At 57.2% G+C, this 25,416-nt stretch carries 21 protein-coding genes; 9 read left to right on the plus strand and 12 right to left on the minus strand.

The features are described 5' to 3' along the window. Positions 1 to 329 precede the first annotated feature (329 nt). The 5 genes from FHT73_RS14550 to FHT73_RS14570 all read right to left on the minus strand — a co-directional run bounded on the left by FHT73_RS14550 (position 330) and on the right by FHT73_RS14570 (position 8,222). Entirely contained in the window at positions 330 to 1,820 is a 1,491-nt protein-coding gene (locus FHT73_RS14550; protein ID WP_183712483.1) for an acetyl-CoA hydrolase/transferase family protein, read from the minus strand. A 198-nt stretch (positions 1,821 to 2,018) separates the two neighbouring features. Next, positions 2,019 to 3,284 (minus strand): MgtC/SapB family protein, encoded by a 1,266-nt coding sequence (locus FHT73_RS14555; protein ID WP_183712485.1) that lies wholly within the window; start codon positions 3,282 to 3,284, stop codon positions 2,019 to 2,021. 66 nt (positions 3,285 to 3,350) lie between these two features. After that, positions 3,351 to 4,472, minus strand: coding sequence for an ABC transporter permease (locus tag FHT73_RS14560; RefSeq protein ID WP_183712488.1), 1,122 nt, complete (start codon positions 4,470 to 4,472; stop codon positions 3,351 to 3,353). A 1-nt stretch (position 4,473) separates the two neighbouring features. Further along, positions 4,474 to 7,191: a ribosome-associated ATPase/putative transporter RbbA gene (rbbA, locus tag FHT73_RS14565; protein ID WP_183712490.1), complete on the minus strand. Its 2,718-nt coding sequence runs from the start codon at positions 7,189 to 7,191 to the stop codon at positions 4,474 to 4,476. Then, positions 7,188 to 8,222 carry an HlyD family efflux transporter periplasmic adaptor subunit gene (locus FHT73_RS14570; RefSeq protein WP_246699081.1) on the minus strand — a complete coding sequence of 345 codons (1,035 nt, stop codon included), beginning with the start codon at positions 8,220 to 8,222 and terminating at the stop codon, positions 7,188 to 7,190. Before FHT73_RS14570 ends, rbbA begins: the two co-directional genes overlap by 4 nt. 313 nt (positions 8,223 to 8,535) lie before the next feature. On the opposite strand from FHT73_RS14570, the gene FHT73_RS14575 reads away from it, so the two are divergent. Continuing rightward, a complete protein-coding gene (locus tag FHT73_RS14575; protein WP_112606512.1) occupies positions 8,536 to 8,985 on the plus strand; it encodes a DUF2267 domain-containing protein in 450 nt (149 codons plus the stop codon). Between the two features lie 468 nt (positions 8,986 to 9,453). Here the strand turns inward: FHT73_RS14575 and FHT73_RS14580 are convergent, their stop codons facing one another. After that, positions 9,454 to 11,055, minus strand: coding sequence for an MBL fold metallo-hydrolase (locus FHT73_RS14580; RefSeq protein WP_183712492.1), 1,602 nt, complete (start codon positions 11,053 to 11,055; stop codon positions 9,454 to 9,456). 126 nt (positions 11,056 to 11,181) lie between these two features. Between FHT73_RS14580 and FHT73_RS14585 the strand changes: the two genes are divergently transcribed. Together FHT73_RS14585 and FHT73_RS14590 are read left to right on the plus strand one after the other, a co-directional pair. Then, a complete protein-coding gene (locus FHT73_RS14585) occupies positions 11,182 to 12,015 on the plus strand; it encodes a universal stress protein (RefSeq protein ID WP_183712494.1) in 834 nt (277 codons plus the stop codon). Positions 12,016 to 12,339: 324 nt separating this feature from the next. Further along, the gene (locus FHT73_RS14590; protein WP_112338829.1) at positions 12,340 to 12,987 is read left to right on the plus strand and encodes a BON domain-containing protein; all 648 of its coding nucleotides are present in this window, start codon (positions 12,340 to 12,342) and stop codon (positions 12,985 to 12,987) included. Between the two features lie 97 nt (positions 12,988 to 13,084). Here FHT73_RS14590 and FHT73_RS14595 read toward each other — a convergent pair whose 3' ends face one another. Next, positions 13,085 to 13,591 carry an Hsp20/alpha crystallin family protein gene (locus tag FHT73_RS14595; RefSeq protein WP_112398046.1) on the minus strand — a complete coding sequence of 169 codons (507 nt, stop codon included), beginning with the start codon at positions 13,589 to 13,591 and terminating at the stop codon, positions 13,085 to 13,087. 286 nt (positions 13,592 to 13,877) lie between these two features. On the opposite strand from FHT73_RS14595, the gene FHT73_RS14600 reads away from it, so the two are divergent. Beyond that, positions 13,878 to 14,699, plus strand: a complete 822-nt coding sequence (locus FHT73_RS14600; RefSeq protein WP_183712496.1) for a universal stress protein — start codon at positions 13,878 to 13,880, stop codon at positions 14,697 to 14,699. Positions 14,700 to 15,022: 323 nt separating this feature from the next. After that, the gene (mgtA, locus tag FHT73_RS14605; RefSeq protein ID WP_183712498.1) at positions 15,023 to 17,548 is read left to right on the plus strand and encodes a magnesium-translocating P-type ATPase; all 2,526 of its coding nucleotides are present in this window, start codon (positions 15,023 to 15,025) and stop codon (positions 17,546 to 17,548) included. A 39-nt stretch (positions 17,549 to 17,587) separates the two neighbouring features. On the opposite strand, the gene FHT73_RS14610 is transcribed toward mgtA, so the two are convergent. Beyond that, a complete protein-coding gene (locus FHT73_RS14610) occupies positions 17,588 to 18,580 on the minus strand; it encodes a zinc-dependent alcohol dehydrogenase family protein (RefSeq protein ID WP_183712500.1) in 993 nt (330 codons plus the stop codon). Positions 18,581 to 18,831: 251 nt separating this feature from the next. Here FHT73_RS14610 and FHT73_RS29720 point away from each other — a divergent pair, with 251 nt between their 5' ends. Together FHT73_RS29720 and FHT73_RS14615 are read left to right on the plus strand one after the other, a co-directional pair. Further along, the gene (locus FHT73_RS29720; protein WP_281409872.1) at positions 18,832 to 18,954 is read left to right on the plus strand and encodes a hypothetical protein; all 123 of its coding nucleotides are present in this window, start codon (positions 18,832 to 18,834) and stop codon (positions 18,952 to 18,954) included. Beyond that, positions 18,951 to 19,991, plus strand: a complete 1,041-nt coding sequence (locus FHT73_RS14615; RefSeq protein WP_183712502.1) for an ABC transporter ATP-binding protein — start codon at positions 18,951 to 18,953, stop codon at positions 19,989 to 19,991. The genes FHT73_RS29720 and FHT73_RS14615 overlap by 4 nt, the downstream gene beginning before the upstream one ends. Before the next feature lie 626 nt (positions 19,992 to 20,617). Here FHT73_RS14615 and FHT73_RS14620 read toward each other — a convergent pair. Together FHT73_RS14620 and FHT73_RS14625 are read right to left on the minus strand one after the other, a co-directional pair. Beyond that, complete coding sequence (locus tag FHT73_RS14620; RefSeq protein ID WP_112606524.1) at positions 20,618 to 20,809, minus strand: hypothetical protein; 192 nt, start codon at positions 20,807 to 20,809, stop codon at positions 20,618 to 20,620. Positions 20,810 to 20,969: 160 nt separating this feature from the next. Then, the gene (locus FHT73_RS14625; protein ID WP_112606526.1) at positions 20,970 to 21,233 is read right to left on the minus strand and encodes a DUF982 domain-containing protein; all 264 of its coding nucleotides are present in this window, start codon (positions 21,231 to 21,233) and stop codon (positions 20,970 to 20,972) included. Between the two features lie 812 nt (positions 21,234 to 22,045). Between FHT73_RS14625 and FHT73_RS14630 the strand changes: the two genes are divergently transcribed. Further along, complete coding sequence (locus FHT73_RS14630) at positions 22,046 to 22,729, plus strand: response regulator transcription factor (protein ID WP_112606528.1); 684 nt, start codon at positions 22,046 to 22,048, stop codon at positions 22,727 to 22,729. Beyond that, the gene (locus FHT73_RS14635; RefSeq protein ID WP_112606530.1) at positions 22,722 to 24,065 is read left to right on the plus strand and encodes a HAMP domain-containing sensor histidine kinase; all 1,344 of its coding nucleotides are present in this window, start codon (positions 22,722 to 22,724) and stop codon (positions 24,063 to 24,065) included. Before FHT73_RS14630 ends, FHT73_RS14635 begins: the two co-directional genes overlap by 8 nt. Here the strand turns inward: FHT73_RS14635 and FHT73_RS14640 are convergent. Together FHT73_RS14640 and FHT73_RS14645 are read right to left on the minus strand one after the other, a co-directional pair. Beyond that, entirely contained in the window at positions 24,062 to 24,829 is a 768-nt protein-coding gene (locus FHT73_RS14640) for a cytochrome b/b6 domain-containing protein (protein ID WP_112606532.1), read from the minus strand. The genes FHT73_RS14635 and FHT73_RS14640 overlap by 4 nt on opposite strands. Positions 24,830 to 24,862: 33 nt before the next feature. Beyond that, positions 24,863 to 25,258 carry a cytochrome c gene (locus tag FHT73_RS14645; RefSeq protein WP_162711639.1) on the minus strand — a complete coding sequence of 132 codons (396 nt, stop codon included), beginning with the start codon at positions 25,256 to 25,258 and terminating at the stop codon, positions 24,863 to 24,865. Positions 25,259 to 25,416: the final 158 nt, after the last annotated feature.

Consider the following 25,416-nt stretch of genomic DNA (forward strand, 5'->3'; position numbering starts at 1 on the left):
AGACCGGCCGGCATCGGCAGGTTGGAGGATGCGGGCGCCATCGCCCGCGGCGAGAAAGGAACCTTGCTCGACCCACGTCTGTCGGCAAAAGCTTGCAATAGGCAGCAGACATAAGCCGATTCATTCCGGCTGCGAGATTTCGATCTTCCGCGTGGCAGCGATCAATATCGCGTGCGTCGACGCTCCGATTTCAAAAAACTCCCTGTTTCCGCAGGGATGTTTGGACGCCTCCTCTATATGGTGATCAACGTCTCCATTCGGGCATACAGATGCCGTCGAGGGGACGTCCATCGGAGGCCGATCGTGAATAAATGGCCTCAATATCCAAGCTAAGCCAGCATCCGACCGATTTCGCGCAGTGAGCTGTGCCATTTGAGTGCCTCTTCGATGACGTGCGGCGTTTGTCCGCCCCGCGCAAGGGCTCTTTTGTGGTAGTCGGACAAGGCTTCGCGGTAGGCCGGATGCACACAATTGGCGATGATGTTGGTAGCGCGTTCCCGTGGCGCGAGACCGCGAAGGTCAGCCAGCCCAGTTTCGGTCACCAATATATCGACGTCGTGTTCAGTATGGTCGACATGGCTGACCATGGGCACGACCCTTGAAATCGCACCGTTCTTTGCCGTCGATTTCGTGACGAAGATGGACATATAGGCGTTGCGGGCAAAATCGCCCGAGCCACCAATACCATTCATCATATGTGTTCCACCGACATGGGTCGAATTGACGTTGCCGTAGATGTCGAACTCCAGCGCGGTGTTGATTCCGATGATCCCAAGGCGGCGAATGACCTCCGGATGATTGCTGATTTCCTGCGGGCGCAGGATCAACCGCGACTTATACGCTGCGATATCTGGAATGATCTTGCGATACTTGTCGGCGGACAAGGTCATTGAGGAACCGGATGCAAATGTGAGCTTTCCGGCGTCGATCAGATCGAAGGTCGAATCCTGAAGGACCTCGGAATACATGGTCAGATCGTGAAACGGCGTATCGATGAAACCGTGGAGTACGGCATTTGCGATCGTGCCGATGCCAGCCTGAAGCGGCAGAAGGCTGTGGCTCAAGCGTCCGAGTTTGACCTCATGCATCAGGAATTCAGCCAGATGTCCGGCAATCGCTCGCGTTTCGGCATCCGGCGGCTGAATGGTCGAAGAACTGTCGCTGTTTTGTGTGACGACAACAGCGGCGATCTTCTCCGGGAGAACCGGAATGAAAGGAACGCCAATCCGGCTGTCTGGTGCCATGACGGGAATTGCCTCGCGGCTTGGCCGGCGCGTCGGGATATAGATATCGTGCAGCCCTTCCAATTCCTGCGGCTGCGACTGGTTGATTTCGACGACGACCTTGTCGGCCAGGATCGCGAAGCTTGCCGAGTTGCCGACCGATGTCGTCGGAATGATCCCGCCGTCTTCGGTGATGGCCGTCGCCTCGATCACGGCAATATCGACCGGCGAGATCTGGCGGCTGCGAAGAAGTTCCACCGTCTCGGACAGATGCTGATCGATGAACATGACTTCGCCGGCATTGATCGCGTTTCGCAGAACCGGATCGGACTGAAAAGGCATACGGCGAGCAAGCACATGCGCCTCGACCAGGGCCTTGTCGAGATTGTTCCCCAGCGACGCGCCGGTCATCAGCGTGATCTTCAGCGGATCGTCCTTGGCGCGCTTGGCAAGCGCCATGGGCACGGCCTTTGCCTCGCCCGCGCGCGTAAAGCCGCTCATGCCGATGGTCATGCCGTCCTTGATCAGCCGGGCGGCATCGTCCGCGCTGACAATGCGTTCGAGCAACTCCCTGTTTCTTATGCGCCCGCGAAACATGGCGATCCTTCCTCAGGTCATGGATATCAGGAACAAGAGCCGAGTTTGCAACATGCGCTGCATCTCGGTCTTTCGGGGTAAATGCGACGAGAAGTCGGGACATTTTCTAAGCCGAGGACGCAATGCTACATTGATTTCCGTCAATTGAGCTCGGTGCCGGTCATGATTTCATGGGGATCGCGATGTCCCGGCCGGCGCTCAGGTCAAGGTGCTGAGCCCGCAATAGGCGGCAACGGCGACGACGAGCGCCGTCAACGTTGTCACACTCAGTGCTGTCGCGTAGGCGCGACTTCCGAACATGATGGCCAGCACCATCTTCGCTATCAGGTTGGCGGCCGCGGCCAGAGAGATCGCGATCGTCGCAACCTCCGTCGTCAGCGCCGAGCCCGCCATGCGTGCCGTCGACAGGGTGATTGCATCAAGATCGGCAAGTCCCGAAAGCAGCGCGACGACAAAGATCATCGATGGCCCGATCTGGTCGATCGTAAATTTCGATAGGAAGCTTATGACACCGAGAAATGCTCCGAAGCGGAGAACCGTGAGCAATTCGAACGGATTATCTGGATTGATGTCGGTTGCCTTATCGTCGGCCTTCGCTCCCCTGAGCATCAGGAAGGTCGCCGAAAGAAAGACAAGAATGACGGGAACGAACGCGACAGCCAGCTTGAGAACGAGCACAGGCGCCAATATGCCACTGATGACCAGCGCCCGTCCGACGGACATTGCTCCGGCGATAGTCGCGCCGGCAACGAGGCTGTGGGTCGCCTGAGTGCTGCCGGACGATAGACGCGCAAAGGACAAGGTGACGGCGGTTGACGAAATGAACCCGCCTGCAGCGCCACTAAAAAGGATTCCATGTTTTGGTCCGGCAATACGGACCGCCAGATAGCCGATATAGGAGATGGCGGCAATCATGATTGTCAGCAGCCATAGCTGGAATGGATTGATCGTATTCCAGGGATCGATTGTTCTGTCGGGAAGCAGCGGCAGCGCAACGAGTGTCATGGCAAGCAGCACGAGTGCAGCTCTAAATTCCAGCCATGTCAGGTTTCGCAGGAATCCATGCAGACTATGGCGAGCAGCCAGCAAGGCGGTCACCGCGACGCTGCCGGCCGCTGCAACCGTCATGTCGGAAACCGCCGCAACGACCCCGAGGACGAAGACCGCAAGAGCCGCTATGACGCTGGTGACGCTGTAATCCTGTTCCCGCTCGGCTTCGTATCTGTTGAAGACGATGAAGGCGATGCCGAACACAGTGAACACGGCAGTCGGCAGGATCGGTCCGAGCTTAACATACAGGAAACCCGCCAAGCCGCCGAGAAAGCCGGACAGGCCGAAAGTGCGAATACCGGCCGTTCTTTTACCGGGCGCCGTCTCGCGCTCCTGCCAGCCGCGCTCAACCCCGACCAGGATGCCGATGGCAAGAGCGAGGCTGAGACGCTGAAACGCTTCGATGATATCCATTTCATGACAATAGTGACGAGCGAATGCGCAAGCAATCTGGACTACTAAATTCCACTGTCAGGCACCTCACTGACCGCTGAGAAGCGACTTGCGAAAGCGCAAGGTGGCCAAGGCAAAGAATGCCGCTCCGATACCGAAGAGCGCCAGCATTTGCGGCCATATGATCGCAAATCCTGCTCCCCGATATAGCACGGCCTGCGATAGAGCGACGAAATGTGTTGATGGCGAAAGCTGCATCACATTCTGCAACCAGCCGGGCATGCTCTCCATGGGTGTGGTGCTTCCGGACAGAAGGTTCATTATGATAAGAACCGGCATCACAATCAGTCCGAACTGTGCCATCGAGGTCGAAACGGTGGCAATCAAGATGCCGAGTGACGTCACCGAAAACTGGTAGAGGACGGCTGCGGTTACAAAGAGGCTTACAGATCCCGCGACAGGCACACCAAGCAGGCGCTCTACGACGACGATGAGTGAGAAGATCGCGGCGGCGACGATGACGAGACCGTTGGCCCATATTTTTGCAAGCATGATCTCGATCGGGGTGACGGGCATGACGAGCAGATGCTCGATCGTTCCATGTTCGCGCTCGCGGATCAGTGCCGCGCCCGTCAAGATAACTGAGAGCATGGTGATATTGTTGATCACCTGCATCACGGCCGTGAACCATTCGGATTTGAGATTGGGGTTGAATTTCGCCCGTACGACCAGATTGATCGGTTGTTTCTGATCAGCTCCAGGCATTGCCGTCAGCACCTCCTGCAGGATGATATTCTGGATATAGGAAGCCCCATTGCCGGCCTGCGACATCGCGGTCGCGTCGATATCGATCTGGACCGATGGATGGCGTCCGGCGATCACATCCTGCTCGAATTTTGGTGGAATCTCGACGATAAAAACGAAGCGGCCGGCGTCCATCGCAGCATCGATCTCGTCGGCATCGATCAGTTCCGGGGGCTTGAAAAAGGGTTGTAGCAAGGCATCATGCAATCTTGCAGACAGCATCGAACGGTCTTCATCGACGATTGCCACCGCGGCATTCTCAACCTCGAATTTCGCGCCCGTCGCCACGGCATAGATGGCGAAGGTAAATGTATAGACGATCAGCACGACCAGGACGGGATCGGCCTTGAGGCTGTAGAGCTCCTTGATGCCGAGGCGAAGGATTCGGAAAAGACGGGCAACCATGTCACGCCCCCCTCTTTCGCAGTGAAATAATCGCGGCCGCGATGAACCCGAGTCCAAAGAGGCCGATCACCAACATATCGAGCCAGAGATCGGCAAAACCCAGCCCCTTTGCTACGACACCGACGCTGACCGGCTGATACCATGCCGACGGGAAGGCAAGTCCCATGAGCCGTCCGCCACCCGAAAGCGACGAGACCGGGACGAGCAGTCCGGAAAAATTCACCGCCGGGATAATCGCAATGATGGCTGTCGCAAAAATCGCGGCGACCTGACTGCGGACAAAGCTCGATATAAACAGGCCAAAACCGGTCGTGGCGAAGACATAGAGTAACGACCCGACGGTAAAGGCGAGAAGAGAACCTTTTATCGGTACGCTAAAGACAAACCGGGTCATCAAGACAAGGAGAATGAAGCTAAGGAAGGCGATAGCGACGTAGGGCAACTGCTTGCCAAGAAGAAACTCGATCTTCGTAACCGGGGTCGATTGAAAGTTGGCAATGGATCCCGTCTCCTTCTCCTTGACGACGCCGAGCGCCGTCATGATGGCGGGAATGAGCACGAGCATAAGAACGATGACGCTTGGAACAATGGCATTAGCGCTCTTGAAGGCCTGATTATAACGAAAGCGGCTTTCAATATCGATCGGGTAAACGGATGTGTTGCGACCGCTGCGGCGCGCGGCGCTGTCGGTCAGGTAGGCCGTGGCAAGTCCTGAAACATAGCCGCGTGCCGTCTCCGCACGGAAAGGCATGGCGCCGTCGAGCCAGACCGAAACTTCCGCGCGGGTCTGACGCAAGAGATCCTTGCCGAAATCGGTCGGAATTTCGATCGCCAGCTTCAATTCGCCGCTCTTAAGACGAGTCTCGAGCTCGTCGACGGAAGAGGCAGCGAGCCGCTCCTCGAAATAGCGTGAACCTTGGAAGCTCTCCAGAAGTTGCCTGCTCTGAGCCGATTGATCCTGATCGAAGACGGCAAATGGCAGGCGCTCCACATCGAAGGAGATGCCATAGCCGAAGGTCAGGAGGAGGATTGCGGGACCTAGAAATGCGAAGGCCAGACGGGTGGGGTCACGGCGTATTTCCAGGGTCTCACGCCATGCGTATGCCCACAATCGGCGAAGGTCGAAGATGCCAGGCTTTGGGACGACGGCAGCGTTGTCAACCGTTGCAACCGCCTCCGTGTCGTCGCTTCCCATTCCCGCCGCCGTGAGCACGTCGATGAAGACATCTTCCAGTGTCTCTCGACCGCGCTGCTTCTTAAGCTCTGCTGGATTGCCGACGGCAAGCACCTTGCCTTCGTGCATCAAGGAAATTCGATCGCAGCGTTCGGCCTCGTTCATGAAATGCGTGGACAGAAAGATCGTTACGCCATCTTTGCGTGACAGTGTCAGGAGCGAACGCCAGAAACCGTTGCGGGCAACCGGATCGACCCCGGATGTCGGCTCGTCCAGAATCAAAATCTCCGGGCGGTGTATGACCGCCGCAGCAAGTTGCAGGCGCTGCCGCATGCCAAGCGGCAGGCTTTCCGGGCGACTGTCCGCAACGCCTGCAAGTTCGAAGTCGACCAGCATTTCCTTCACGCGAACCGCCGCCTGTTCAGCGGGAAGGCCAAATAGCTGCGCATGCAGTACCAGGTTCTGGAGGACCGTGAGCTCCCCATAAAGAGAAAAGGCCTGAGACATATAGCCGACACGGCGGCGCGTTTCCAAATCTCCGGCTTTAAGGGGCTGACCGAAGAGGCGTGCTTCGCCTTCGCTTGCAGGCAGCAGACCCGTCAGCATCTTCATGGTCGTACTTTTGCCGCTACCATTCGAGCCGAGAAAGCCGAAAATCTCACCCTTACCGATACGAAAGCTTACGTGATCGACGGCTGTGAAATCACCAAAACGTCGGGTAAGTCCCTCTGCTTCGATGGCGGGTGCGCCGTCTTCCACCGGGCGCGAGATAACGGGAAGCGGCGCATCAGCCCTGCGCATCTCCTCCGGCAAAAGCGCAACAAAAGCACTTTCCAGTGAGGATTGCCGCGTGTTCTGCTTAATCTCTGCGGGGCTTCCAGTTGCTATCACCCGACCTCCATACATGGCGGCAAGCCAATCGAAACGTTCGGCTTCCTCCATATAGGCCGTGGCGACAATGACACTCATTCCCGGCCGGCGCGCCCGCATGCGTGCGATCAGCTCCCAGAATTGTCGACGCGACAGCGGATCGATGCCGGTCGTCGGTTCGTCGAGAATAAGAATATCCGGATCATGAATCAGAGCGGCGCAGATGCCCAGTTTCTGCTTCATGCCGCCGGACAGCTTACCAGCGGGGCGGTTTCGAAACTGAGCAAGTCCGGTGATCTTCAGCAGCTCGTCCGTGTGTTCCCGACGCTCATTGCGATCCATTGCAAAGAGGCGGCCGAAGAAATCGAGATTTTCGGCAACGCTCAGCGTCGGATAGAGATTACGCCCCAGACCCTGGGGCATGTAGGCGATGCGGGCGCCGACGAGACGGCGCTGATGCGCATCGGCCATATCGCCGTCGAGGACGTGGATATTCCCTTGTTGCAGCCTCGTTACACCGGCAGCGAGCGCGAGCAGCGTCGACTTTCCAACGCCGTCCGGGCCAATCACGCCCGCCATGCAGCCGGCCGGAACTACGAGATCAACCCCGTCGAGTGCCACTTTCTTCCCATAGCGATGCGTAACGCCGGCGAAGCTGATAACTGCGCCCGTCATTGGGGTAACTTCACGGCGAGTTGCGACGGCCAGGGAGCAGCTGGGTCGGTGCGCACGTAACCCACGCCCCGAACTCCTGTCTTCACCCGCGTTTCGTACTGCTTCAGCAAATCGGACGCGATACGGAGCTTGACACGAAACATCAGCTTCTCGCGTTCATCCTCGGTCTCTACTGTTTTCGGCGTGAACTGCGCCTCCGCGGCGACGAAGGATATGGTCGCGGGCACGACGTAGTCGGGAGCTGGATCGAGAATGATGCGTGCCTCATCACCAAAAGCGAGACGCCCAGCGGTTCGTGCCGGCAGAAAAACCGTCATGTAGACGTCCGCCAGATCGAGCAGCGTCGCAACCGGCGCCCCGGCTGCCACCACTTCGCCCGACTGCACCAACTTGTATTCCACACGCCCTCGTCTGGGCGCCTTCAGGATCGCATCGTCGAGTTGCGAGCGAATGCGCGCCACCTCGGCGCGGGCGGCATCCAGGGCGGCTTGAGCTTCATCACGGCTTGCAAGCGCGGAACGGGAGGTGGCCTCGGCAACGGCAAGCTGGCTGCGACGCAGGTCGAGTTGTTGCCGTGTACCACTTCCCGTGGCGCTGAGATCGAAGGCGCGGTCAAGCTCCTGATGCGCGAGCGTGAGTTCGCTCTGACGCTGCGCAATAGTCGCCTCGGCGCTCGCCACACCGGTTTCGGAACGCCGAACGTCCGCCTCCGCACCAGAAAGCTGCGCGTCGAGCTCGGACGTGTCCATGCGCGCAATGACGGCGCCAGCATCGACTATCTGTCCCTCTTCAACAAGAATATCAGCAACACGACCAGCGAATTTCGCGGACACCAGAACCTGCTGTGCCTCGATGCGACCATTGGACATCGCAATGCCGGCCGGCTGTTGGTTACCATGCAACTTGCTCCAGAGCTGCTGCATGTGATCGCTAAATGTTGTTGCATCCCGCGCCGCGACCTCGCGACTTCCTGCATTTAGGCTCAGGACCGTAACAACGGCGAAAAAAAGAGGGACGTGGGATTTGTACAAGTACCGGCTCCCGAAGAACGAATTGGATGGGTGCTGCCGGCGTGGCGAACCACTCAGGCGCTCCGTTCATTATTCACGGGTGGGACTCCCCATCATTGACGTAGATCATCTGCTGAGTGCAAACGTCGCCGTCACTCATTGTTCGATCCGATCCGTGAAGAAAGATTTTCCACCTTTAAGAAGAGATTTCGGCTGACCGGAAACAGCAAGGCTTCGCCCCAACATCCCGCGCGAATAGAACCGTGGCGTTGATCCAGGACAATGCGCATCATCGGGAATTCGGTGACGATAGTCTCGATCAAGGAGGCTTAGCATGAACTTTATTCCTTCCCAGACCTTCTCGGATTCTGCGCACCAAGCCGAAACATGGGTGGTAGAATTGTCCGAATATCTCCATTGCGAACGGAATGAGGCCTATGATTGCCTGCGCTCCGTCCTACACGCGCTTCGAGATTCAATGGGCCAGAAGGCAATGGCTGACTTCTCAGCGCATCTGCCGCCATTGATCCGGGGACTATTCTACGAAAACTGGCAGCCTGAACACACCCAACCGTGCTCAAATAGAATGGGTTTCTTTGAGAGCATTGGCACGCGATCAGTGAGGCCAAATAACGTAGGCGCCGAGCAGGCAGCACAGAATGTCTTCAAATTGCTGGATCATCGCTTGAGCCCGCCTGTGATCAAGAAAGTCAAGCTGGCGATGAATCCGTCCCTTGGGTCGCTCTGGCCCGAGCACCCACAGCAATCAGATAGCGCCGCGTAGCTTAACGAGACGAATACCGGCAAACTGCGATTTGAGAAACGCATGGGCTTGCCGCACTGCCTTTATTCCGGCCGATTGCTGTCGTGCGATGTCATTTCATGCTCGCTATGCGCCGCAATCGGCGGACGGTCTCGCAACCACCGGACTTCGCGGTGGTACCAGCCTGGTTGCCTGCGACTTCGGCTGCCGCATCAAGCAGCTCCAAGGCATATCTACCGCCGCATCGCTGTCCTCGTGACAAAGGCTTGCGCTTGTGCAGCGCGCATCAAGGGCTTGTCTGATCCGATTCTTGATCGAAAGCATTCCCTTGCTGCCGGAATGAGCCCAAAGCTCATGCAGGCAACTTGTGGCGACAATCTCTGACGCGATAAGCTTGCCCTCGATCTCTCCGAGTGTCGGAATGGCAAATCGCCGCCCTCCCCTTCTGCAATCGCGATCCGTCATCAGCATGGTCTTACTCCTTTGTGGCTAGCTTGGCCGCCCGTCTTCCTCAATAGCTCTTTTGACGCGCCGAAGAATGACGGCGCGCGCTTTCCGGTCGGCGGTTTGACGCAACCGCTCCTCCAGATCGAGGACGATCGATTGATAGTCATTATGCCAATCCGAATGGCCGACATCCTGGGGTACTAGGCGCGGAGGCGGCGTACCGCGTGCGAGCGGTACGGCAGCTGTTTTCGTCAGGCTGTAGCTGTCATCGAGCGATGGCACGATGATGGTCGCTTCCGGCTTCTCCACCAACAGACGAGATTTCAGACTGTCGCGCGCGGCAGGCTCGCCGTGAACCAGAAACAGCCCTGAGCGAATCGGCTCTCTGGCGTCTATCCAAGCTTTCAATTCGCTGGCGTCGGCGTGACCGCTATAGGCATCCAGTGATCGCACAGTCGCACGGACGATGATTTCTTCCCCCTGGATTTTTACGGTGCGCGCGCCGTCCTCAAGAATTCGCCCGAGTGTGCCGGCTGCCTGGAATCCGACGAACAACACCGTACCTTCATCGCGCCAAAGCCAGTTCTTGAGACGGTGACGAATACGGCCGGCCTCACACATGCCGCTGGCAGCGATGATGATATGGAAGCCGCGAATGAGGTCGATTGCTTTTGATTGCTCGGCCGTTTCCGTAAAGCGTACATTTTTGGCGCTCAGTGCCTTAATCAGTAGGTCGCCGTTGGGGATGGAATGCGCATGCTGCTTGAAGATTGCGGTCGCGCGCGAAGCCAATGGAGAGTCGATGACGATGGGACAGCGGGATATCTCACCCGCATCCATCAGCACATTGATATCAGCAAGCAATTCCTGAGTGCGTTCGACGGCAAATGATGGGATCAGCAGAGCGCCGTTGGGATGATAGGCCTTGAGAAGGATCTCGCGAAGTTGCTCGCGACGAGCGACGTCGGAAACTTCGTCTCGTTCACGATCCCCATACGTGCTTTCGCAGATGACGTAATCGAAGTCCTTGGGAGCATCCGGCCGGGCCTCCAAAAGCTTGTGTTGCGGACCGACATCACCGGAAAACAATATGCGGATGGTGCCATTTTCGGTCGCAAGCTCGATTTCGACCGAAGCCGAACCGAGCAGATGTCCGGCGTCCCAAAGCCGAAATCCAAGTCCGCCCTCCAATCTCTGCCATTCTTTATAGGCGACCGCTCGAAACTGCATCATCGCGGCACGCGCGTCTTCTGCGGTGTAAATGGGTTGCAACGTATCGCGCGATCTATGCCCGTGCCGGCGATTCAGCTGCTCGACTTCTGATTCCTGAATATGTCCGGAGTCTTGCAGCATGATCGAACACAGATCCAAGGTCGCCGGCGTGCAATGGATAGGCCCTTCGAAACCGGCTTTCACCAATTTCGGGATAAGTCCCGAATGATCGATATGCGCATGGGTCAAAATGACGGCGTCAACCAGAGACGCATCGAACGGGAACGGCCTGTAATTCAGTTCTTTCTCGGTCTTGGAGCCCTGGAACATGCCGCAATCGACCATTGTGCGGGTACCGCGGTGCTCAAGGACAAAGCACGAGCCGGTTACCGATCCGGCCGCACCGTAGAAATGTAAAACTGAATCCGTCATCTGGTTACCTCGCATGCGTCCAACCTTATGCGCGGCCGATCGGGTTCGCTTTGCGGAAGATCAAGGAAATGAGGTTGAAAGTGAGGTTTGCTGTCCTCTCCTCCAACCAGGAAAAGCGATCCGACCATGTCCATCAAAACCGTCTTGAGTATCCTCGACGTCAGTCAATTCAAGGATGACCTGAAGGGCGCCGTCGATTTTTGCCAAATGCATGGTGCCCATCTTACCGCCTTGGTGGTTTCGATGTGCGCCACGCCTCCGCTCACCACATATGATGCCCTCTCCACGATCAGGCTCGATGAGCGGCAACGTGAAATAGATAGATTGACCGAAAAAGCAGCCGATATCAAAACGCTGCTCAGCGGGAGCACGTCCTCCTATGACGTGCAGGAAATCTACACGGAATTTGCCTGGGCAGACGATGATATCGCCGAGCGAGCTCTTTATGCCGATCTTGTCCTCATCGGTCCGGAGGCCGCCCGCAACGAGGAACTTCGGCGAAGAGTGATCGACGGGGCGTTATTTCAGTCGCCCACACCGGTGCTTGTCACCCCGAGCGACAAGATGGTACGGCTTCCGCCGAAAACAATTTTGCTGGCCTGGGACTCTGGCGAGGAGGCAGCGCGCGCCGCGCGCCAGTCGATCGACTTCTTGCAAGCCGCCGGAACGGTGCATGTCACACTTGTCGATCCTCTTGCCGCGCGCTCCGTCAACGGCGAAGAGCCTGGCGCAGATATCGCCGCCTTCCTCGCGCGACATGGTGTCAAGGTCGATGTCGACTGCGTTGCGAGCGGCGGTCGATTGGTCGATGAAACGTTGCGACAACACGCCGCCGACATCGCAGCCGACATGATCGTCATGGGAGCCTATAGTCATCCACGCTTGCAGGAACGCCTGTTCGGCGGAGTGACACGATCGATGCTGAAAGACTCGGACATACCGCTGTTTCTTGCCCACTGACGGCAAATGCCAATGCTGTTTCCAGGCATGCTTCCTTGAGGCCTGCCCAGCATTTTGTAGACATCGCATGATCGACAGATAGCGCATAAGAGAGCAAATGCGGCCAGTCAGCAATCGACTGAAGACGAAACTTGACAGCCCCTGATCCGAGCACCGGAGGATCCCGTTCCAGCCGACCCGGGTCTACTCGGCGGTCCGACCGACCCGACGAAGTTCGCCAAGACACGGTTTCGTCTTTGACCCAGCGCAATGACACCGCACACCGGATTGACGAGATTTGATTTGAGGCGCGAGCCTCGATCAATCGTCTTCAAGGAGGACACCATGAGTGATCTGAAGATACGTCGGGATATCCTCGACGAACTGGAATTTGATCCCAGCATTGACGCTGCCGCGATCGGCGTTTCGGTGGAGAATGGCGTCGCGACGCTATCTGGCCATGTGAAGAGCTGTGCCGAGAAAATGGCGGCGGAGGCAGTTACTTGGCGTGTGAAAGGCGTCCGGGCGATTGCCGATGAGATCGATGTGCGTTGGCCCGAGCAGAAAAGGCATGCCGACGATGAAATCGCAGCTCGCGCACTTGATATCATTACCTGGGACACTGCGTTGCCCGACGGCGCCATTGACGTCAAGGTCCAGCGCGGATGGGTAACACTCTCTGGCGAGGTACGCTGGCACTTCCAGCGCATGGCTGCGGAAAACGCCGTCAAAAAGCTTGGCGGCGTTGTTGGTGTGACGAATATCCTAACCATCCGGCAACTTGTCGGCGCATCAGATATCAAGGAACGGATCGAGCAGGCGCTACGGCGAAACGCTGAGATCGAGGCGGATGGAATCAGAGTTCGTGTCTCCGACAGCAAAGTCGTTCTTGAAGGTGACGTTCATGCCTGGAGCGAGCGTCATGCAGCAGAGCAAGCCGCATGGTCTGTCCCCGGCGTCGCCATTGTTGAAAATCATCTTCATGTCGGCTAATGCCAAAGGGAGGGGTGAGCCCCTCCCTTCTTCTGCCGCCGGCCCCCTTGGCAACCTACAGCTGAGCCGCGACGGGCAAGTGTAGAGCGCTTGTGAGCTAGCTTGCCTTGATTGCAATTTTCCGGTCATTCTTGTGAGCATTGGCCGTCTTCGGTAAAACGACCTTCAAGACGCCATTTTCGAAGGATGCGTTGATACCGTCTGCATCGACACCATTGGGAAGTTGGAGACTGCGCTGGAACGACCCGTAGCGCCGTTCGCTGAGATAGTATTCCTTCTCCTTTTCCTCCTTGCGTTCGTGCTTTTCGCCTTTCACCGTCAAGATCCCATTGGCGAGTGTCAGATCCAGCTCTTTCGCGTCAATCCCAGGAAGCTCAACTGTGAGCTCGTAGGTCTTGTCGGACTCGATGAAGTCAGCAGCCGGCATGCCGCGCGTGAAGGCATTCGGGAAACGCGCGAATGTGCGGTCTAGGAAGCCCGGAGTGAAGTCATTGAAGACACGATCAATTTCCGATCGCAGGCTTTCGAATGGCGCCCAGCGCTCCATAGCCGGCGCCGTCTTCTTCTCCGTGCTCACAGGAAGCTTTCTTGCCATATCGGCCATATCATTTCTCCTCTTCGTTGCGAGGACCATCGAAGGACGACTTCGTCCCGGCCCCTTTCCAAACCGTCTTCGTGAGACGCGGAGTCATCAAAGACGATGTTGCCAGACCGTTCATTGATCAGCATCAAAATGGCGCGATATCGCTCGCCGTTAGGCGATCGAAGCCCTCTTTTGCCGATTTTGAGCGCCGATAAGGCTCCTCTCCGGTCGACCAATCTTGACTTTCATCAAAGCGGCGGGCCGGCGGGTACGCGATCATCAGGTCAGCTTGCTGGAGAAGACTGACATGAAACCGCAATTCCATCTGCCATTGATCACCTATCCCACAGCCAGCTCGTTTTCCGTGGTTCAAAATGCAGTCGACTTGGCGCGACATCAAAAAGCAGATCTCACCGCGAGCGTCCTGCAGATCAAGACGCCGCTCGTCGGTCAATCATCCCCATGGGTTGACGACGTCGAAAGACTGGGCTCGCAGGCAAAGCGCTTCAGCCGCGACAGCGGTGTCGCGTTGAGCGAAGCAGTGTGCGACTACGCCCAAAAAGCGGCCATACGGGCCATCATTCAGACATTCGAAGCGTCGGAGCCGCTAATCCCTGATACTCTGGTGGAAATCTCGCGTGCTTATGACCTGTCAATTATCGAGGCGTCTGAGACCATGATGCCATTGCTTGAGAACCTTCTGTTCGAAAGCGGCCGACCTCTCGTCTTGTTCCCTGCGAACCACGTCTGCGGCCGGATCGACACGGTGGCAATCGCATGGGATGGAAGCGCGCCGCTGTCGACAGCATTGACAGGCGCCAGATTATTCTTGGAAGGCGCATCGAAGGTCATTTTGATATCGATCACCGATGATGGCTCAATGAATGAGAGAAGCCGGGCCCGATACGCGGAGGTGCTAAGCAACAGCGGCTTGGATGTCGAGGTTGTCGTGGCCGGCGCAAATGGCGAAGAGGTAGCCTTCGCTATCCAATCAACCGCGAGAGCCCTGCACGCCGATCTGATTGTCGCCGGAGCCTACGGGCACTCCAGAATTCGTGAATTTGTCCTTGGAGGTGTCACTCGATCACTGCTGGTCGATCTTGAGATGCCCGTTCTTGTTGCTCACTGATCCCAGCAGCGGAATATTGATATCAACGTTTGCTCCCCGCCCCCGAACTTTGGATGCCGGATATCTATCGTTCCGGCTCAGGCCAATCTCTACATTTCGACCAGCGCATTCCCATGCCATCGCAGTGGTGGCGCATCTCGGTAGACACTGACGGCATGCCGGCTTTAGCCGGCGGATGATCGCCTGTTGACAAAGGTCAAGGCGCGCGCGCCGTGCAATGGCTAGCAAGGCATCAGAGGTGACCGCCGATGCCTATTGAAATTGACGAAACCACCAAGAACGCTCCACCTAAAAGGCCGACTTCCACGAACCGGGATACCACGATGTCGCCGTCGCCTTTTTGGTCGAAGGCGCAAGACGTTCTGGTGCATGATCTTGGTTCGCGGATAGCGGGTATTTCGCCTGAAGAAGCAACTTCTCGGTTAAAAAACTACGGACCGAACACAGTCCTCGCTATGACGCACACGAATGCCCTTCGCATTCTGCTACGGCAATTTCTCAATCCCCTCGTTCTCATTCTTATCTTTGCCGCAACGGTATCATCGCTGGTGGGGGAGATGCATGACGCCATCATCATAAGCCTTATCGTCCTTGCGAGCTGCCTGCTCGGCTTTTCTCAAGAGTACGGAGCGACCAAAGCGCTGGAGGCGCTAAAAAAGAGCATTTCGTTGTCCGCGACAGTTGTAAGGGGCGGAATAGAATCCCTCGTCCCGGCAAGCACTATCGTCCCGGGTGACATCATCAAACTTGCAGCCGGCAGTCTTGTCCCAGCCGATGGCGTGATCCTTTCGTCGCGCGACTTGAGCGTCAGCGAGGCCGCTCTGACGGGCGAGACCTTCCCGGTCGGCAAGATGGCCGGTGTCTGTCCACCCGAGGCTTCGATCGCCGCTAGGTCCAATTGCGTTTTCACCGGCACATCGGTTCGCAGCGGCACGGCAACTGTCATTGCTGTCGAGACAGGGGGGCGCACCGAATACGCAGCCATCGCCGGAGCGATCGCGAGACAGATACCCGAAACGGATTTTTCACGAGGTATTCGCCGCTTCGGCTATTTGATGACGCGTATCATGTTGGTGATCGTCATTACCGTTTTCGTTGCCAACCTGCTCCTACATCGGCCATTGATCGACTCTCTCCTATTTTCTCTGGCACTGGCGGTCGGCCTCACTCCGGAGCTTCTGCCGGCGATTATCAGCATGACGCTCGCCCGCGGCGCGCGCGCCATGGCCGCCGGCGGCGTCATCGTTCGCCGGCTGGACGCCATTGAAAATCTCGGGAGCATGAACCTTCTATGCACCGACAAGACCGGCACGCTGACGCAAGGCATCATAAAACTCGACGGTTGCGTCGATCCAGGCGGCATGCACTCGCAGCAGGTTCACTTGCTCGCCGTTTTGAACGCATCGTTGCAGGCCGGCCTCAAAAACCCGCTCGACGATGCCATACTGGCGTCCGGCGAGATTGGCGCAGATCTGAAAGCCTTCGTGAAGAAAGACGAGATTCCTTACGATTTCATGCGCAAACGGTTATCGGTCATCGTCAATAGCGCCGGGCAGGATACAATGATGGTCTGCAAGGGCGCCGTCGCCAATATCCTTTCGGTCTGTACCTCCGTTAGGACAGGCAATGCTGCCGAGCCTCTCGATGAAGCGTCGCGCGCGGCCGTCGACGCGCTTTATCGTAAATGGGGCGAGGATGGCATTCGGGTGATCGCAATCGCCAGTAGGCGCTTCGCTCAAGACAAGGGGCCCTATAACGTTGGCGACGAGTGCGAGCTCTGCCTTGAGGGCTTTCTCCTGTTTCTCGATCCGCCGAAGGCAGGCATCAAGGATGCGCTGACGGGATTGAAACATCGCGGCATCGGAATCAAGGTCATATCCGGCGATAACCGCTACATCGTCAAGCACCTGGCCGACACGATCGGGCTGAGAACAAAGAATGTTTTGACCGGCGGTGAGCTGGCGTCGATGAGCAGCGACGCATTGTTCGCCCGTGCATCCAAAACAGATCTGTTTGTCGAGATTGATCCCAACCAGAAAGAGCTCATTATCAAGGCGCTTCGGCGTTCCGGCCATGTCGTCGGATACATGGGCGACGGCATCAACGACGCCCCAGCCCTTCATGAGGCCGACGTCGGCATTTCTGTCGACGGCGCAGTCGATGTCGCCCGGGAAGCTGCGGATCTCGTCCTGTTGCGACAAGACCTCAACGTGCTGATCCGCGGCGTAGACGACGGTCGGCGAACCTTCGCCAACACCATGAAATACATATCGATCGCGACGAGTGCGAACTTCGGCAACATGATCAGCATGGCGGTCGCCTCTCTATTCCTCCCCTTCCTGCCGCTGCTCGCCAAGCAGATCCTGCTTAACAACCTCCTTGCCGACATTCCATCTATGGCCATTGCCACGGACAGGGTCGATCGAGAGCAAGTGCAGCGTCCAAGGCGATGGGACATTCGCGGCATCCAACGATTTATGATCTTTTTTGGCCCGGTCAGCTCGTTGTTCGATTTCGTGACGTTCGGATTTCTGTTGTTTATCGTCAACGTGACAACCAGTCAGTTCCGCACGGTCTGGTTTGTCGAATCACTCATTACACAGCTCGTGACCATGCTGATCGTTCGCACGACCATAGCGGCATGGAAGGATAGGCCCGGTCCCCTACTCCTGTGGTCGACGGCGTTTATTACGCTCGTCGCCCTCCTGCTCCCCAATTTTCCACCGGTTGCGGGCATATTCGATTTCACGCCGCTGCCAATTCCGTTATTAGGAGGGCTGATTGCGATCTCGGCAATCTACGCTGCCACGCTCGAGTTGGTGAAACGATTCTATTTCCGACGGGGATGAAAGTTTCGGCGGGATGGTAAGACCCGTATTCATTTCGGGTTAGCCCGCCTCGGGCACCAACACCGCTGCCCCGACGAGACGCCCGGCACGCAGATCGGCGAGCGCCTCGTTGGCCCTCTTGAGTGGATAGGTCGTCGTGTGGGTTCGCACGCCGACCATCTGGGCAATCGGGAAAAACTCGACCGCATCCGCGCGTGTCAAATTGGCGACCGAAACAAGCTCACGCTCCCCCCAAAGAACGGCATAGGGCATCGCCGGTATGTCGCTCATGTGAATTCCGCCGCACACAACTACCCCGCCCTTGCGAACCGCCTTGAGCGCTATCGGCACCAGATCGCCGACGGGAGCGAAGATGATGGCTGCGTCGAGCGGAACTGGGGCGTTCTCTTCAGATGAGCCGGCCCATGTCGCCCCAAGCTCCAGCGCAAACTGCTGCGCCGCTTGGTCACCGCTGCGTGTAAACGCATAAACGTCGCGGCCCTGCCAGATGCAGATCTGGATCAGGATATGCGCGGCGGCGCCGAAGCCGAAGAGACCGATGCTCTTGCCGTCGCCGGCCTTCCTGAGCGAACGCCAGCCAATCAATCCGGCACACAAAAGAGGCGCGAGCGATACGGGATCGGCGTTCGCATCTAGATCGAATGCAAAGGATGCGTCAGCCACAACATGCGTCGCGAAACCGCCGTCGCGGGTGTAGCCGGTGAATTGCGGCCGGTCACACAGGTTCTCGGCCTTCGTTTGACAGAAAGAGCAGGTTCCGCATGCATGACCGAGCCAGGGAACGCCGACGCGCCGACCGAGTTTGGCAATTTCGATTCCGGGGCCAACGGCATCGACAATACCCACGATCTCGTGACCCGGCACGAGCGGAAGCTTTGGATCGTTGAGGTCGCCATCTACAACGTGAAGATCAGTCCGACAGACGGCGCAAGCCTCTACCTTGATCCTCAGCTCGCCTGGGCCAGGCTTTGGATCGTCACGTTCGACAAATATGAGCGGCTTCCCGATTTGTTGAAGAACCATCGCTTTCATGGCTGAAGCCCATCGAAGTTGGGGCTCGTCTCGAAGCTCGATATCGGAAGAAATGCCGGGAAACGACGTGTCATCTGCGTTTCAAGCGACTTTTTCCACCACTGGATCACTCCGGCGAGCAGTTTAATTTACCACTCTTCTCCTCCCACACAAATGATGCCCCGGCTTTGACCCGAATCAACGCGCGCACAGCGAGAACATGAAAGCGTTTGAGGGCTGGGCAAATTGTTTGCCACGTCAGGAGGGCATCCGTGCAAAAGCTATTGCTGATCATATTGATCGTCATGATCGCGACGATCATTGGCATTTTGTGGGTGAAACCGATTGCCGGCACCGGGCGACAGCCGGCGCTTGAGAAATCAGCAACGCAATGACCATCCTGAAAACATTTCGCGGTGCGAAGGCGGCTCTATCACACCCGTTCCCGAAGGAAATCATTCTTCCCCGAACGCTATATGGCTTCGTTTTTCGGGCATCGGGGTGGCATCAGCTGGCCACCGCAATCCTATCCATCGTGCTCTTTACAGCGGGAACCATACCGCTGGAGGTACAGCGACGGATCGTGAATGCGGCAACGGAGAATGGCTCCTATCGAACGATCGCCTTGCTGGTGTTGATATACGTCCTTTTGGCCCTGACCGAGGGAGCCGTGAAACTTGTGCTCAATATCTACAGCAGTTGGATCGGAGAAGCGGCCGTCCGATGGCTGCGCTTGCAGGTATTCGAGGCATCACGAGCATCGGTGACGGGCGACTCCATGATGACCAGCGAAGGTGTCCAACTCTCGATCATCTTGGCCGAAGCCGAACCTGTCGGTGGCTTCGTCGGCACAAGTATCTCGGAGCCTCTGTTGCAGATCGGCATATTGACAGCTGTTTGCGGCTATCTGGTCTATCTGCAGCCACTCATTACGATCATCGTCATCACGATCTTTCTTCCGCAAAGTGGTTTTGTCCCGATCATGCAGGCAGCGATCAACCGCCGCGTCGGAAAAAGGATCGGCATCATGCGCAATGTCAGCGAGGACATCGTCCAAATGGGGCACGCAATTGATACTGATGGCCATCAGGCGTCGCGTATCGGAGATGTCTTCCGGATCAACATGAGCATCTACAAAATCAAGTTCACGATGAATTTCATGATGAATCTGATGACACAGATGGGTTACGCAGGCATCTTCGCACTGGGCGGTTATTTCGTGGTTACCGGGAAGACCGAGATCGGGACAGTCGTCGCCTTCGTGTCTGGTCTTTCAAAGATAAATGACCCTTGGGGCGATCTCGTCAACTGGTACCGCGATCTACGTGTGACGCAGGTTAAGTACGGCCTCATATACAATTCTGCTCAGGTTGGCACCGTGTCAGCGGGTGAATTACCAGGCCCCTCCCCATGCCTGGAGACTCGCTCCTGAGATTTGAAAATGTGTAAACCGCCGCTGACTATCTCGGCCACCGACGTCGGGTTATAGCGGAAAGCGGCAAACTCATGTTTCGATTTGTCACTGCGAATAGCAATCGTGCTGCCAACGGCATTCGCGCCGGTGTTGATCCGGGATATTCCATCCAGCCAGCTTTGCTGAGACGGATGAGATAACTGCGCAGCGAGCATCTTCTGCATAATTATTGAAAGAAAACTCAATGATGAGCAGCGGCGGGACGCCTGAGGCGGTCGCGGATGTCTGCATCGACGGCGTTCTTAATCCGTGCACATTGGAAATCGGTCGCCGGCTGTGCAGATTGCGGCGCCTTTTGTGGGAGATCCAAAGGCCGACAGGGCGTTTAGGCCCCGTCGGAAGCCTGGACGCGGGCATTCGGCCATGAAAATTAAGTCGTCACGTCGCGGGAGGAAACTCCGGAGAGATGCAGCACGCGACGAGTTGGCGGGTTTTGCATATTCGAGGGAGAACCGACTGGTGGAAGAGAGCCTAAAGTCTTCGATGGGCTCGAGGCCAATCGCGGCGCACGCGGGCGCCGACGTTTGACCACGACAGTCGGGTTACATTTTGACATTATTTCATCCTCTGATTGGCGCTAGAAATCAAAAGCCATTGCCCTTCGTCGGGGGAATATAGGGATCTGGATAACCGAGCTTAGGTTTGCCGGTTGTGCTACCCGTATTCGTCGACGACTGTTGCTTTGGTTCTTTTGATTTGGCGGAGCCACTGGATTGGTAAGCATAGGCACCGAAGATAACGCCGGCTATCGCGGCGACCAGCAAAGCTGCACGCATGTTCTTCTCCTTGTCACGGATCTGCCGTTCCGAAGTCAAAGCGAACAACGAAAATGTCCACTTTGCATTCCTGATCAATTGGTAGGTTCTCTGACGATTTTGGACCTTGATCTGCATCAATAGGCCGAGGTGGGAGCGCACGCCCTGTGCGAACCCAACGTCATCCGATGACTGAGATATAAAGGATACGCTCTTCGGCAGCGGCACGGATAAGGGCCTCTCTGGCCGCTTCCGGAGGGATGACGTCGTTCAGAGCATCAAGGCATGCCCTGATCGCCATAACATATTCCTCGCCATCGTCGCTCGGCCAATCCGAGATCAATGTTACTGCCGCATCCCGGACGGTCTTGATGACCCTGTACTTCTCGCCGGAGCGCACGACGAGCCTCAGCGCGGGAAACTGATGCGATGCATGCCATTTCATAGAGCGTGACCCCCCGGGCGCGAGAATATCAGCAATCCCCACAGGCAAACTTCACTGAAGAGGTTGCGAATACTACGTTTATCAAGGCACTTGGATGGCTACTTTGACATGCCTCAATTGAGGTCACGGGCCAGCGGCGGCATTACAGATGGACCGACACCGGCCGGCCCGAGCCGATACCGAGTAGCAGTACGGTGAGCCTTGGATCTGGCAGGCAACGCGGCAGGTTTGAGAAGGCACGATAGATGCTCAGGAAGGCGGAGCAATCATGGGCTGCTTGATCGGGAGGAGGCGCGTGCGGCCATCACGAAAAACTTCAAGTAAGGGGTCGCCTTATTCGCTCGTGTGGAGACCACAGCCTTCCGCGGAGCCGCAAGGTGCCCTTGATCGATACCGACGATGATATCAGCGACCGCCGAGCCCATCCGTGCCACATTGCTGTGCCCGGCCAAGGTGCTGCTTGAAAGGCGCTCACCAGGACCGTCTCCATCATGAATTCCATGCACCGCACCTCAGGCTGAAAGCGACTATCCACCAGCGCCTGAATGGCTGAGTCAGACTCGGGCATGACAACTTTCATGGATATCCGCCTTCGTTGCCTGGAAAATAGCTCGGCAATTCGTGCGTCAGGGTATCCGGGCCTCCGATTTAGACGTCCACTGTGCGGTACGGTCCTGATTTCGATGTTGTTGCATGATCCCAGTCGAACCGCGGGGTTCATTGGTCTAGAGTGGGCTCTGGCACGGCGGGAAGCGTCACTAGTAAGTTGTCGTCGTGGTCCGCAACCACTATGACCGCAAATCGGGGTCTGTATGCGCTTGTTACTGGTCGAAGATAGTGCCCGCCTGCGCGATTTGCTGACCGAAAGTGTTCATCAGGCGGGTTGGCGCCTTGATAGCGCGGCAACGGTAGGCGCCGCGCTGCTGGCAACACAAACTGTCAGCTACGACTTGGCCCTGGTGGACTTGGGCTTACCGGACGGCGACGGCTTGGATCTTATCCGGGAACTACGTCGCGAAGGTTTTACCGCACCGATCCTCGTGATCACGGCGCGCGGTTCGATTGAAGATCGCGTAGCGGCCCTCGACGGCGGTGCCGATGACTATCTCGTCAAACCGTTCAATCACATCGAATTGCTCGCGCGTTGCCGCGCCCTTCTGCGCCGCAGAGCGCCGCACTATATCGAAGCCATTGTCGTTGGCCGCCTATCTTTCGATCCCACAAACGGCGTGGTGGCCGCAGGCGGTGAACCGCTCGCAGTCGCACCGCGCGAGCGGTCCGTCCTTGAACTGCTTATTCGCAACGCGGGCCGGGTCACTCCCAAGCAATTGATCGAAAGCAAGCTCTCCGAATTTGGCGACGATATCTCGACCAACGCCGTGGAATTGGCGATCTCCCGCCTGCGTCGTCGCCTCGCCCCGTTCGATTTGCCCATCAGCATCGAAACAATACGGGGCATTGGCTATTTGCTGCGGGAAAAGCGCCAAAATGGTTGATCGATCTGCTAGGCCGCCAACGCTGATCCGCATCATCACGCTGCGCATCGCGCTCTTTGCAGCGCTGGCCATGGCGGTGCAGGCCGCACTCGTCTTTGCCGATTATTATTTCGACAACGAGCAGTTGGCGACGTTGATGATCGAACGTGAAACCGGAAAGCTGTCGAAGGGTTTCGAACGCCGCCATGACGAAGCGCCCTACAAGTTGCCGCACGACCTCGACCGCTACGGCGTCCAGGGTGGCTTCTATATCACCCGCATCCGCACACCAACCGGTCAGATTCTCTATACGAACTGCGATGCGCGCTGCGACAATCACCTTCTGCCGCATGAGGTCAATCCGCCGGACCTCTGGTCTCGAATGCTGAGCGCCGGCAAACCGCTCGCCGTTGCCGGCGGCAAGACCTATGAAATCCATGGGGACAAGATTTTTATCGAGATCGCGATCCTGCACGACAGCGACGGCATCATGTGGGCGGTGATCGGGCGTGAGTTTGCGGATCATCTCGCCACCCCAATGGCCATCATGCTGCTCTTCGTTCTCGGTGGCACGTTATTGTCAATCCGCCAGGCCCTGCGTCCCGTCGCAAAAGCAGCGCGAGAGGCCGGCCATCTCGATCCACTCGACCCCAGCCATCTAATCAACCAGACCAGCATGCCGCGCGAAATTGCTGATCTTGCCGCTGCCATCAACCGGAGCCTTGCGCGCATAGGTACGCTCATGAAATCGCAGCGTCTGTTCACCACGGCTGTTGCGCATGAGATCCGCACGCCGCTGGCTATGATGAAGCTGGAACTTGGCAACATCGACCATCCTCGTGCTCGCAAGATGGAGGCAGATCTCGACGCATTGGCGGGCTTTATCGCCCAGATCACGGCGCTGGGGCGGCTCGAAAGCGCTGACCGCGCGGTGTTCCGGCCGGTCGATCTGGCCAAGCTGGCCGATTGGGTTGTCACGGATATCGCGCCCCTGGTCTATGACCTCAATCACACCATTGCCTACAGCAATCTTGGCGCCGGCTCTGTTGAAGGTCATGCGCCACTGCTTGAGGACGCATTGCGCAATCTCATCGAAAACGCCGTCAAACATACCCCCGAAGGTGCGGCGATCGAAGTTGTCGCTGGCCCTGGTCCGCGCTTGACGGTCAAGGATGACGCTGGTGTTTTTGACGCTCCGGCGGGAGGCCCGTTTGGCGATCTCAAAGCCGATCACATGGGTATTGGCCTTGAGATCGTGCGCCGGATCATGGCGTTGCATAAGGGGCGGCTGGAGATTGAAGTACAGCCTGGCCATCTTACAACCGTAACGCTCCTGTTTGACCAAGACGAATTCTAGATTGAAGCGAAGAAGCTTCCGCCAAGCAGCGTTACGGTGCCATAAACCAGGCCAAAGGCAATCAGAAGACAGACAGCGGCGACAGGCAGCGACCCACCCGTCGCCTCATTGTGGTCGACGTAGGCTTCGCGCTGTTTGCGGCCAGTGATCATGGCGCCGATAAGGTCTTCGCGCTTGACGAACTGATAGTAGAGGTTCGCGACGATATGCAATCCCGCCAGAACGAGAATGGCGAAGTAGAACCATGCAGCATGGACGGAAGCGGCCAAGCTCGAAACGGCATCCCCTACCAGTCCAGCAAAAGGCCCCGCGGCGGTCACCCCGTCACTGGAGAATAATCCAAGCAAAACCTGCATACCGCAAACGACGATGAGACCGATAACCATCAGGCCGCCGGCCGGATTGTGGCCGAGATAGTGTCCCGCGCGGTTGCGCCGCAGCGCCTTTAGGTAGGCCCATACGGCGGCGGGCGAGCGTACGAAACCGGAAAACCGCGCGGTTGAACTACCGAAAACACCCCACAGGAGGCGATAAACCAAGAGGACGAGAACGCCGTAACCCGCCGCTTTGTGAACAGTCATGTCCGGATCGTTGAAGCCACTCGAGACCCAGGCCGTCAGGATCAATGCGACGAGCGACCATTTGAATAGACGCGTGGGAAGGTCCCAAGCACGCACGAGATCGCTCTTGGCAGGTGAAATCTTGTCGCCTTTTCCGATGGGTGGTTCGCAATAGGGTTCATAGGCGGATCGTTGTTCGCTCATGTGGAGTTTCCTGTTCGGGAAGATTTGCAGCGGCTATTTGTAAGCCGTGTGGCAGGACTTGCACTCGGCTGCCACGGCCACGAATGCCTTACGAAACGAGGCTTTGTCTTGCGCCTTCTGGCTCGCTGTACCGGCAATCATGGCCATCTTGCTGAAGCGAGCGTGGATATCCTTCTCCTTGGCGCTGCTCTGGCTGGCAAACATGGCGTCGGCGGCCTCGGCGTCAGCCGCGTAGCGCCGCAGGACCTGCTCGGCGGCTTTGCTGTCGAAGTTGGCGAGCACGGCCTTAGCTGAAGTGGTGTTATCGCCCATGCTGCCCATGATACTTTTAAGTGAGGCAGCGACGGCTGGCCCCGCCAGCACGGCAAGGACAAGGCCGGCTCCGATATAGCGATTGAGCTTGGAGGATGATTTTCGCGGTTCTGTCATAGCGCTCAATTTTCGTTGATTTCCAAAAAGGTTTACTTTTGGCTGCAACCGCATGATTGACGGCGACGACCAAACAGCAGCTCTTAAGAGCCGTGACATCTAGAGGAACAATTGCGGCGAAATGCACGGCCACACCTTTTCGGCAGACCGCTTTCGTC

Source organism: Rhizobium sp. BK098, from assembly GCF_014193155.1.
Classification (GTDB): Bacteria; Pseudomonadota; Alphaproteobacteria; order Rhizobiales; family Rhizobiaceae; genus Rhizobium.

Coding starts and splice junctions, on each gene's coding strand:
- FHT73_RS14600 (WP_183712496.1), top strand. CDS start 13,878: ATGAAACCGCAATTCCATCTGCCATTGATCACCTATCCCACAGCCAGC.
- FHT73_RS14615 (WP_183712502.1), top strand. CDS start 18,951: ATGACCATCCTGAAAACATTTCGCGGTGCGAAGGCGGCTCTATCACAC.
- FHT73_RS14635 (WP_112606530.1), top strand. CDS start 22,722: ATGGTTGATCGATCTGCTAGGCCGCCAACGCTGATCCGCATCATCACG.
- FHT73_RS14555 (WP_183712485.1), bottom strand. CDS start 3,284: ATGGATATCATCGAAGCGTTTCAGCGTCTCAGCCTCGCTCTTGCCATC.
- FHT73_RS14590 (WP_112338829.1), top strand. CDS start 12,340: ATGAGTGATCTGAAGATACGTCGGGATATCCTCGACGAACTGGAATTT.
- FHT73_RS14630 (WP_112606528.1), top strand. CDS start 22,046: ATGCGCTTGTTACTGGTCGAAGATAGTGCCCGCCTGCGCGATTTGCTG.
- FHT73_RS14550 (WP_183712483.1), bottom strand. CDS start 1,820: ATGTTTCGCGGGCGCATAAGAAACAGGGAGTTGCTCGAACGCATTGTC.
- FHT73_RS14560 (WP_183712488.1), bottom strand. CDS start 4,472: ATGGTTGCCCGTCTTTTCCGAATCCTTCGCCTCGGCATCAAGGAGCTC.
- FHT73_RS14575 (WP_112606512.1), top strand. CDS start 8,536: ATGAACTTTATTCCTTCCCAGACCTTCTCGGATTCTGCGCACCAAGCC.
- mgtA (WP_183712498.1), top strand. CDS start 15,023: ATGTCGCCGTCGCCTTTTTGGTCGAAGGCGCAAGACGTTCTGGTGCAT.
- FHT73_RS14595 (WP_112398046.1), bottom strand. CDS start 13,591: ATGGCCGATATGGCAAGAAAGCTTCCTGTGAGCACGGAGAAGAAGACG.
- FHT73_RS14585 (WP_183712494.1), top strand. CDS start 11,182: ATGTCCATCAAAACCGTCTTGAGTATCCTCGACGTCAGTCAATTCAAG.
- FHT73_RS14640 (WP_112606532.1), bottom strand. CDS start 24,829: ATGAGCGAACAACGATCCGCCTATGAACCCTATTGCGAACCACCCATC.
- FHT73_RS14620 (WP_112606524.1), bottom strand. CDS start 20,809: ATGCGTGCAGCTTTGCTGGTCGCCGCGATAGCCGGCGTTATCTTCGGT.
- FHT73_RS14610 (WP_183712500.1), bottom strand. CDS start 18,580: ATGAAAGCGATGGTTCTTCAACAAATCGGGAAGCCGCTCATATTTGTC.
- FHT73_RS14645 (WP_162711639.1), bottom strand. CDS start 25,258: ATGACAGAACCGCGAAAATCATCCTCCAAGCTCAATCGCTATATCGGA.
- rbbA (WP_183712490.1), bottom strand. CDS start 7,191: ATGACGGGCGCAGTTATCAGCTTCGCCGGCGTTACGCATCGCTATGGG.
- FHT73_RS14625 (WP_112606526.1), bottom strand. CDS start 21,233: ATGAAATGGCATGCATCGCATCAGTTTCCCGCGCTGAGGCTCGTCGTG.
- FHT73_RS14580 (WP_183712492.1), bottom strand. CDS start 11,055: ATGACGGATTCAGTTTTACATTTCTACGGTGCGGCCGGATCGGTAACC.